The organism is Actinomyces sp. Z5, from assembly GCF_003287795.1.
Taxonomy (GTDB): Bacteria; Actinomycetota; Actinomycetes; order Actinomycetales; family Actinomycetaceae; genus Actinomyces; species Actinomyces glycerinitolerans.
Map to the genome: position 1 here is coordinate 44147 of NZ_QMIN01000014.1, position 8247 is coordinate 52393.

9 protein-coding genes and 1 pseudogene are annotated in these 8247 nt (G+C 67.5%); 7 read left to right on the plus strand and 3 right to left on the minus strand.

Features of this window, described 5'->3' with window-relative positions; translation table 11 throughout:
* Positions 1-53 precede the first annotated feature (53 nt).
* Entirely contained in the window at positions 54-1325 is a 1272-nt protein-coding gene (locus DRB06_RS01610; protein WP_111818970.1) for a glycoside hydrolase family 28 protein, read from the plus strand.
* A 49-nt stretch (positions 1326-1374) separates the two neighbouring features.
* Here the strand turns inward: DRB06_RS01610 and cls are convergent, their stop codons facing one another.
* Entirely contained in the window at positions 1375-2892 is a 1518-nt protein-coding gene (cls, locus tag DRB06_RS01615) for a cardiolipin synthase (protein WP_108968549.1), read from the minus strand.
* A 57-nt stretch (positions 2893-2949) separates the two neighbouring features.
* Positions 2950-4002: a hypothetical protein gene (locus tag DRB06_RS01620; RefSeq protein ID WP_258522108.1), complete on the minus strand. Its 1053-nt coding sequence runs from the start codon at positions 4000-4002 to the stop codon at positions 2950-2952.
* A gap of 103 nt (positions 4003-4105) precedes the next feature.
* On the opposite strand from DRB06_RS01620, the gene DRB06_RS01625 reads away from it, so the two are divergent.
* The gene (locus tag DRB06_RS01625) at positions 4106-4636 is read left to right on the plus strand and encodes a SprT-like domain-containing protein (protein ID WP_073329111.1); all 531 of its coding nucleotides are present in this window, start codon (positions 4106-4108) and stop codon (positions 4634-4636) included.
* A 71-nt stretch (positions 4637-4707) separates the two neighbouring features.
* Here the strand turns inward: DRB06_RS01625 and DRB06_RS01630 are convergent, their stop codons facing one another.
* Entirely contained in the window at positions 4708-5718 is a 1011-nt protein-coding gene (locus DRB06_RS01630; RefSeq protein WP_108968551.1) for a LacI family DNA-binding transcriptional regulator, read from the minus strand.
* Between the two features lie 365 nt (positions 5719-6083).
* On the opposite strand from DRB06_RS01630, the gene DRB06_RS01635 reads away from it, so the two are divergent.
* From DRB06_RS01635 to DRB06_RS01645, 5 genes and pseudogenes are all read left to right on the plus strand, one after another.
* The gene (locus DRB06_RS01635) at positions 6084-6338 is read left to right on the plus strand and encodes a hypothetical protein (protein ID WP_108968553.1); all 255 of its coding nucleotides are present in this window, start codon (positions 6084-6086) and stop codon (positions 6336-6338) included.
* A gap of 23 nt (positions 6339-6361) precedes the next feature.
* Positions 6362-6787, plus strand: a complete 426-nt coding sequence (locus DRB06_RS15705; protein ID WP_146750775.1) for a hypothetical protein — start codon at positions 6362-6364, stop codon at positions 6785-6787.
* A gap of 15 nt (positions 6788-6802) precedes the next feature.
* Positions 6803-6949 (plus strand): annotated as a pseudogene (locus tag DRB06_RS16900) (hypothetical protein); the annotation flags it as partial.
* A 94-nt stretch (positions 6950-7043) separates the two neighbouring features.
* The gene (locus tag DRB06_RS16465; RefSeq protein WP_111818971.1) at positions 7044-7334 is read left to right on the plus strand and encodes a hypothetical protein; all 291 of its coding nucleotides are present in this window, start codon (positions 7044-7046) and stop codon (positions 7332-7334) included.
* The gene (locus DRB06_RS01645; RefSeq protein ID WP_111818972.1) at positions 7312-7908 is read left to right on the plus strand and encodes a hypothetical protein; all 597 of its coding nucleotides are present in this window, start codon (positions 7312-7314) and stop codon (positions 7906-7908) included. The genes DRB06_RS16465 and DRB06_RS01645 overlap by 23 nt, the downstream gene beginning before the upstream one ends.
* Positions 7909-8247: the final 339 nt, after the last annotated feature.

Consider the following 8247-nt stretch of genomic DNA (forward strand, 5'->3'; position numbering starts at 1 on the left):
TCATCGCGGCGGGCTGCGCGCGCGGACATCGTGGTGAGATTCTGAGACGCACCATGAGCGCTACTTTCTTCTCCCGTCCCCGTTTGACCCCGTTGGCACCCCTGGCTGGTCTCCAGGAGGCCAGACGCGATCCGTGCACCGTGACCCGGGCGATCCAGGGCTCCATTGACGCCGCGGCCGCCCGTGGCGGCGGTGACGTTGTCCTGTCATCCGCGGGCACCTGGCTCGTCGATGGGCTCGTCCTGCGCGACCATGTCACCCTTGTCCTCGGGGAAGGCGTAACACTGAAGGCGAGCGGGGACGAGCAGCGCTATACCCGGCGTCCCGGCCCGTTCGAGCTGCTCAGTCACGACACCCCGATCAGCGCACTCATCTACGGCAAGTCCCTAACCGGCGCCGGTGTGCGCGGCCGGGGCCGTATCGACGCCAGCTACGAGCGGTTCATCCCCCCGAACCAGGGCGATGCTCCTCATCTGCGGTTCTACGACTATCCCCGGCCGATGACTGTTTACTTAGAGGACTGCCGCGGTCCTCTCATCAAGGACATCACCATCATCGGGGCGCCCTTCTGGACGATCCATCTCGTCGGGTGCGTCAACACGGCGGTGCAGGACGTGACGATCCGCAACGAGATGCGCATGCCCAATACTGACGGCATCGACATCGACCGCTGCACGAACACCCTCATCGACAGCTGCACCATCACCACCGGTGACGACGCGATATGCGCCAAGTGCACCGAGGAGACCGCGCGCTACGGCCTGTGCGAGAACCTCACCGTGCGCGTTTGCGTGCTCGAGTCCCAGAGCTCGGCGATCAAGTTCGGCTCCTCGAGCTTCGGCGGCTTCGCCAACGCTCTTTTCGAACGCATCACCATCAACCGCTCCAACCGCGGAATCGCCTTCCAGCTGCGCGACCCGGGCACCGCCCGCAGCATCGTCTTCCGCGACATCACGATCTCCACCAGACGGTTCTCGCCGGAGTGGTGGGGCTCTGGCGAACCGGTGCACCTCACCCTAGTTCCGCGCGATATAGGAACAAACCTCGCCGACTCGTGCATTGAGGGCGTGCGCTTCGAGCGTGTGCAGGCGCACAGCGACAACGCGGTCGTCATCCACGCCGCCGCAGGTCGCATCGAACACGTCTCCTTCCACGACTGCACAATTCAGTTGAACCGCCAGGAGGGCACTCCGTCAGACTTCGACCTGCGTCCCTGCATGGGTCCGCACACTCTCGTCGCGCCTGCACGCCCGGTCGTGACCACCGTCGGCGGCGTCAGTTGGGACGGCACTCCCGTGCCTGTCATCGGCCCGCGGGCCCGCTGACCGGGGATGCCCAATACCGGGCGTCCGGCGCCATGCGCCAACCGGGACCTCACAGGACCGCGGAGACCAACCGGCACACGTTGTCGATGTAGCGCCGCCACCAGGGTTCTTTCGCCCACTCCGCAGCGGTCAATTCGGTGGACACACGCCGGTAGTAGGCGTCGTTGTCCCTGAGCAGCGCATCCAGGTCGCCGCCGAAGGAAAGCAGCATCATCTCGTAGTTCAGGGCGAAGGAGCGGAAGTCCATGTTCGCGCTGCCGATGACGCCGACCTCGCCGTCGACCGTCAGGTACTTGGCATGCAGAACCGTCGGCGCCGGGTACCGGTAGATGCGCACACCGGCGGCGAGCAGCGCCCCGTAGTAGGAGCGTTGAGCGTGGTTGACGATCAGATGGTCGGATTCCTTGCCGACGAACAGTTCTACGTCGACCCCGCGGTAGGCGGCCGTTGTCATGGCGGCCAGCAGCGCCTCGTCGGGGATGAAGTAGGGGCTGGTGATCGACACGCGCCGGGTGGCGTTCTCGATCAGGGATACGAACATCCGGCGATTCGGTTCGGTGGGGTAGCCGGGCCCGGAGGGCACCAATTGCATGGCGTTGACGACGGCGTCGGGCCGGTCCGGCTGCGGCGCGGGCGTGCCGACCGAGGGCCTACGGGCCAGTAGTTCGGTCACGTCGGGCGTCCCCAGAAGCGCGTCCTGCACCTGAAGCACCTCGCCGGACTCGAAGAACCAGTCCATGGCGAAGACCGTCTCGGCCTCCACCACAATGTCCCCGGTGACCTCCACGGACAGGTCGGCCCAGGTGCGTCCGGCCCGGATGTTGGAGCGCAGCCGGTAGGTGGGGTCGATGATGTTGTGCGAGCCGATGAAGGCACGCTCACCGTCGATGGTGAGGACCTTGCGGTGGTTGCGCAGGTCGGGGCGGCGGAAACGCCGTTTGTGCGGCAGCAGCGGCATCATGAGCCGCCACTGGATACCCGCGGCGGTGAGCCGTCGGCCGAAGTCCTTCCAGCCGGGATACTTGCGCGAGCCGAGGTGATCCACCAGTAGGCGCACGGTGACGCCGCGGGCGGCGGCCCGGGCGAGCGCGTCGTAGAAGACGTCGGTGACCTCGTCCCAGCTCTGGATGTAGAACTCGACGTGCACATGGTGCTGGGCCGTATCGATGATGCGAGCCATGGTGGCGTAGGTCTGGGCGGAGTCCCGGTGCAGGGCGACGACCTCCCCGGTGACACAGGGCAGGCCGGTGAGTTTACGGTTCATCCGCAGCACCGAACTGAGCTGCGGTGACGGCCGCGCCCCGGCGGGCACATCGGGCATACCCGAGGCGAACTCGTTTACGACCGCATTGGCCTCGAGCTGCTGCTGGTAGCGCTTGCCGTGCACCCAGGGGCTGCCCAGGAAGAGGTACAGGGGCAGGCCCACCACGGGCAGCAGGAAGATCAGCAGCAGCCAGGCGGTGGACGACGATGGGCGACGGTTCTCCGGGACGGTCCCCAGCGCCACGAACTTGATCACATACTCCAGGACAACCCATACGGTCGTCAGCACCGGATGCCAATCCATGCAGGCAATCCTCACACGCTTGCGGCCAGCACCGCACCGCCTCGACGGCGCGCCGTATCAGTCGGCGGTCGAGGGCGTGGGGTCGCCGAACAGCGTGCGGTAGTAACCGTAGAAGTTCCAGTTGCCCCAACTGGTGCAGTCGTCGCCGCCGTCGGCCGCAGCGGTGTTGGCCAGGTAGGGCGTGTAGTTGTACAGGCCCGCCGTCGCCTGGTTGGCGGGCGTAAGCTCGCCGCTGCCGCACAGCGCATCGGGCGAGTAGGCCAACTGCGTGGTCGTGCCGGCAACCACCTGGAAGCCGGCCGGGTCGAGCCGGTAGGTCTGGAACTGGGAGGCAGCGCCATACAGCTGACGGAAGAAGCCGGCGTATTCGGGGTCGCACTCCTGCCCGTCGGGGCAGGCGTAACCGGTGGCCGCCTGGTAGCGGCTCTCGTTCAGGGTGAGCCCGGAGGCGGTGAGCAGTCCCTGTTCTTTTTGCAACAGGACCAACAGCACGCGCGGGTTGATGTCGCAGGAGGTGGCTACCTGGGAGATGACCTCGGCGGCCGTCTCCCCCGTGGCGGCGGTGTAACCGCCGGGGCAGGCGGTGCTGGCCTCGCGGTCCTCGGTGTCGAAGGTGGCCTCTGCCAGGCAGGGGGTGCCGTCGACGCCGCTCTGACAGCCCGCGTTGACGGTGTCGATGAAGGCGGCGACCTCGGTGGCGGTCATGGCGGAGGAGTCGTAGAAGACGTCGTCGTCGATGATGTGCTCGGCGTCGAAGCCGGTCATGTCGCGAGCGATGGCGGCGGGCCTCGTGGCCGCCGTGGGAGCGGGTGAGGCCGGCGTGGTGTCGACGGCATTCATCACCAGCAATCCGACCAGCAGCGTGGTCAGGAAGGCGGTCAGGAAGACGCCGACCGGGCCGAGTCGGCGGTGGTGGCGTCGCCCTCCGCGGCGCCGGCGGGAGCCATGTCCGCGCGCCCCGGCTCTGGCCGCCCTGGCCAGCCGGGTGCCGCGCGGAGCCGTTGAACGGCTGCGGGCGGATGCTCCGCGTACCGCGCGGTGGTCGGCGGCGGTGTGGCGCGTGCGGCTTTGCGGGGAGCGGCGCGTCGGCCGGTCGGCGGGACGTGACATCGCAGCAATGTTGCCATACGCCGGCGCCGACTGCGCGAAGCCGGACGCGGCGGGGGCCTCGACAGTGCATCCGGACCCGACATGGATCAACTACGCTCGGGGCGTGAACCTGCCCGACGTGCTGCCGCTGGCCCAACTCTTGATGGAGGAGCACGACGTCGCCGACTGGTCGGTGTCATTCGACCGCGCGCGGCGCCGGGCAGGGCAGGCCGACCACTCCCGTCGGCGTATCACTCTGTCCCGGCAGCTGATGGCGCTGTATGACGAGTCCGAGGTACGTGAGACCGTGCTGCACGAGATCGCTCATGCCCGCGTGGGTGCGGCCCATGGGCACGACGCCGTGTGGCGCGCGGAGGCCCGCCGGATCGGTGCCTCCGGCAGGCGGCTGGTCAGCGGTGAGGCACCGCGCGTGCCGGGACGCTGGGTGGGGACCTGCCCCGCCGGGCACACCGTGGACCGGATGCGGCGCCCGGCGCTGCCGTGTTCCTGTTCGCGTTGCGCGCGGGGCTTCAACGCCGAGCATCTGCTGAGCTGGTCCTACGACGGCGTGCCGGTCAGCCCGCAGGAGATCGGCGCCGGTTATGCCCGGGCCCTGGCCGGGATTTCCCGCGCCGGCCGCCGTGCGGCCGAGTGACCACGCGGTACGCCGCTTGGCCACGGGGCTGGTTGGCGCTCCGCTAGTACCCCGGTGCCGCGGCCGACGACTCACTTGCCGGCGGTGGACTCACGGACCACGAGCTCGGGCGGGAAGACGATGTGGCGCACCGCGCCGTCGGCGGACAGCAGGAGGTCGGCGGCGGCCGCCCCCATCTCCCGCATGGGTTGACGCACGCTGGTCAGCGGGGTGATGAGTTCGGAGGCGACGGAGACGTCGTCATAGCCGACGAGGGCGACGTCGCCCGGGATGCTCAGGCCGCGACGGCGAATCTCCCGCATGGCACCGATGGCGAGCTGGTCGTTGGCGCAGAACAGCGCGGTCGGCCTGGGGTCGCCTCCCAGCAGCGCTGCCGCTCCGACGGCGCCGGCATCCGCGGTGAAGCCCTGTCCACCGCTGACGGCCTCGATCTCCGTGAGGGCCCCCTCCGGGTCCAGGCCCGCCTCTGTCAGCGCGGCAATGACGCCGTCGCGCCGGTCCACCGCCTGGCGCACCGTGAGCGGGCCGTTTACGAACCCGATGCGGCGGTGGCCGAGTTCGATCAGGTGGGCGACGGCGGCACGGGCACCGGCGACGTCGTCACCGGAGACGGTGGACAGCTCCGCGGAAATCGGGGGGTGATCCATCAGCACCACGCGGATGCCGCGACCGGCGAGGACGGCGAGGTTGTCGAGCGTGGAGGCGGACGGGGTGACGATGACGCCGTGCACGTCCATGCCGGCCAGCAGGGTCATCAGTTCGCGCTCGCGCTCCGGATCTGAGTCGGTGGAGCCGAGCATGGGGATACGGCCGTCCTCACGCAGGCGGTCCTCAATGCCGCGGGCGGCCTCGGTGAAGAAGGGGTTGGAGATGTCGTGGACGAGTACGCCCACCAGAGAGGAGCCGCCGTGACGCAGGCGGCGGGCCGCCTCGGAACGGACGAAGCCGAGCTCGTCGATGGCGGCGCGCACGCGGTCGAGGGTGGGTTGGGCGACGCGTTCGGGGTGGTTAAGCGCGTGTGAAACCGTGCCGACCGAGACTCCCGCCCGTTCGGCCACATCACGCACCGAGGGCCGTGCCATGTTTGCTCCTTACTGCTGCCGTACTTTAGAACTGTTTGTCGACGGAACATAGATACAACCATTGACCCAGGTTGACTACCGGCACCATCATCCCAGACCAAGCCCCTGAACCACGGACCGCCACTACCTACGACCAACGGCTCACCACCACTCGACGCACATAGGCACATCACCGGGGGCGCATGGGCGACGGTTACGGGCCTCGAAGACCCCGGGGACTGCACGAAGCCTCACCCACCGGCCTTGCGGACTACCGGCGGGTGTTGCGCAAGCGGACCGGCTTCAACCGGCTTCAGTGGTGCTCTCGCCGCGCAGCTGGCTGGTCATTGGCTCTGGCCGGGGCGAGATAGCGATCGTTAGGCGCCGTGCTCATCGACGCCCGGTTCACGCCGGGCCTCCTGGCTGTAGCGGTCACCACCATCGACAAACTCATCTGCGCCTATAGCGGGCCCCGGCAACAGCGGCATGCACTCGCATTCTCCCCCGTCCTTCTCGGGGCAGCCTCAGCATACGGCCCCGCGTACTTCCTAGTGATCTCCGCCCTAGCCTGCATCGACAACCCACTCCCCATGCCCACCACGATCCGCAACTCTCCCGGGCAGTTCCAGATGAGGCACTGAACCACTTTCGCGCGGCACCTGAGATGAGTCTCGTCGAGAGGTTGCCTGACACCCCCGCACGGGGTATGACCTGCTTCGCATTCACCCTCAACTGGAGCACTGCCATGAAATGCTCACCCCTGAAGAAACTCGTGATCCTCTGCGCCACCTGCGCAATGGCAATTCCTGGCGCACTAGCCATCTCTCCACCAGCACAGGCTGCGGTGCCAAATTGCATCTCAGTCAGAAATCACCCATCAACATGGGTGGTCGGCAACGCCGTCATGACCGGCGGCGTCGTAGAGGCCACAAACAACTGTAAAATAACACGAGGAGTGAAGTTTATTATCATCGCCGGATTTGATTCGCGATGCATGAGAATTGCGCCGGGCAAAAAGGCGATCTACCCACACAACCCGTTCTTCTACTCGAATGGGAGCGCATTTTTCTCCAGAGCAGACTCCTGCTAGGCACTCCCTTGGCATTTGAGTGACAATACCGAGTTGAACGCGCTGCATGCGGCGGGGCGGCGCACCGTGGCACTGAACTCCAAGGACGCCTTCACCGATTGCCCGACCCGCGAGCAGCGCGCCTGGGTGGGCGACGGCTGGGTGCACCAGCTGGTGCACCTGACCCGCTCCGACGATTGCACGGCGCATCCTGACCTGGTATGCCGACTACGTCGACGACTCCGGGCTGGTGGCGGACGCCTCGGAGTGGAATCTCGTGGACTGGTCCGCGACCTTCCTCGACGGTCGTTCGGCGCTGATCAACGGCCTGTTCGCGCTTGCACTGGGCGAGTACGCCCGCATGAGCGCCGACGTCGGCAACGCGGCGGACGCCACCTGGGCGCGCGAACTGCTTGCCGGCGTGAAGGCCGGCTTCGAGGACCTGTGGGATCCGCAGCGGTGCTGCTATGTGGACCATGTGGACGGCTCCGGCGACGCCCGGGCGGCCTCACAGTTGGCTAACCGCACTGCCCCTGCTGGCGGGAATGGTCCCGGAGGACCGCACTGAGGACGTGGTGCGGCTGCTCACCGACACCGAGCACCTGGTGGTCCGCTCCTGGATCGGCGCCAACGGTGTGTACGACGAGCAACTGATCATTGACAACATTCATGGCGTCCAGCGGGTCACCTGGGACACGGAGACCGAGCACGTGCGTGCGGAGCCCTTCGCCTCCGCGCTGGTGCATGAGGCTCTGGCCGCGGCCGGAAGGACGGACGCCGTCGTGGACGATATGCGCCGGTGGAGCGAGTTCCTGGCCGACGGCTACGACACCTTCGGAGAGTGCTGGGGTTGGGGCACGCCGTGCCACGGCTGGAGCTCCTGTCCCACGTCCGACCTGGTCCGCCACGTGCTGGGAGTGCGACCGGAGCAGCCCGGTTTTGCACGCGCCGTCGTCGCCCCGCGGCCAGATCTGGCATCCGGCCTGCACGGCAGTGCCCCCACCCCGGCCGGCCCGATCACGGTGTCCTGCACCGCCGACGCCGTCCGGGTGACCAGCCCGGTCCCCTTCACCTTCATAACGCCGTCGGGCAGCGCCAGTCGGCACGATGCGGGCGAATACGTACTGCCGCTACAGGTATAGCGGCTCTTCGTGTTTGTGGGTGGGGTGTCTGGGTGGTGGTTTGTGTGTGTGCTCCGGCGGGCGCGATGAGCGGGGATGGGATAGTTCACCGTGAATCTCGGCGGATAGCGGCGGATCACGGCGGACAGCGGTGGATCACGGCGGACAACGGCGGATCGTGCGTGAGGGTTCGCGCCTTCGCCTGACGGTTCGTACGCTCGGGTCGACGGTTCGGCACATCCAGCGACGGTTCGTACGTTCTGGTCGACGGTTCGGCACATCCGGTGACGGTTCGTGGGGTAGGGGTACGAACCGTCGTTGTGATGTCTCAGGACATCGGTGACAGTTCTGCCTCAGGAC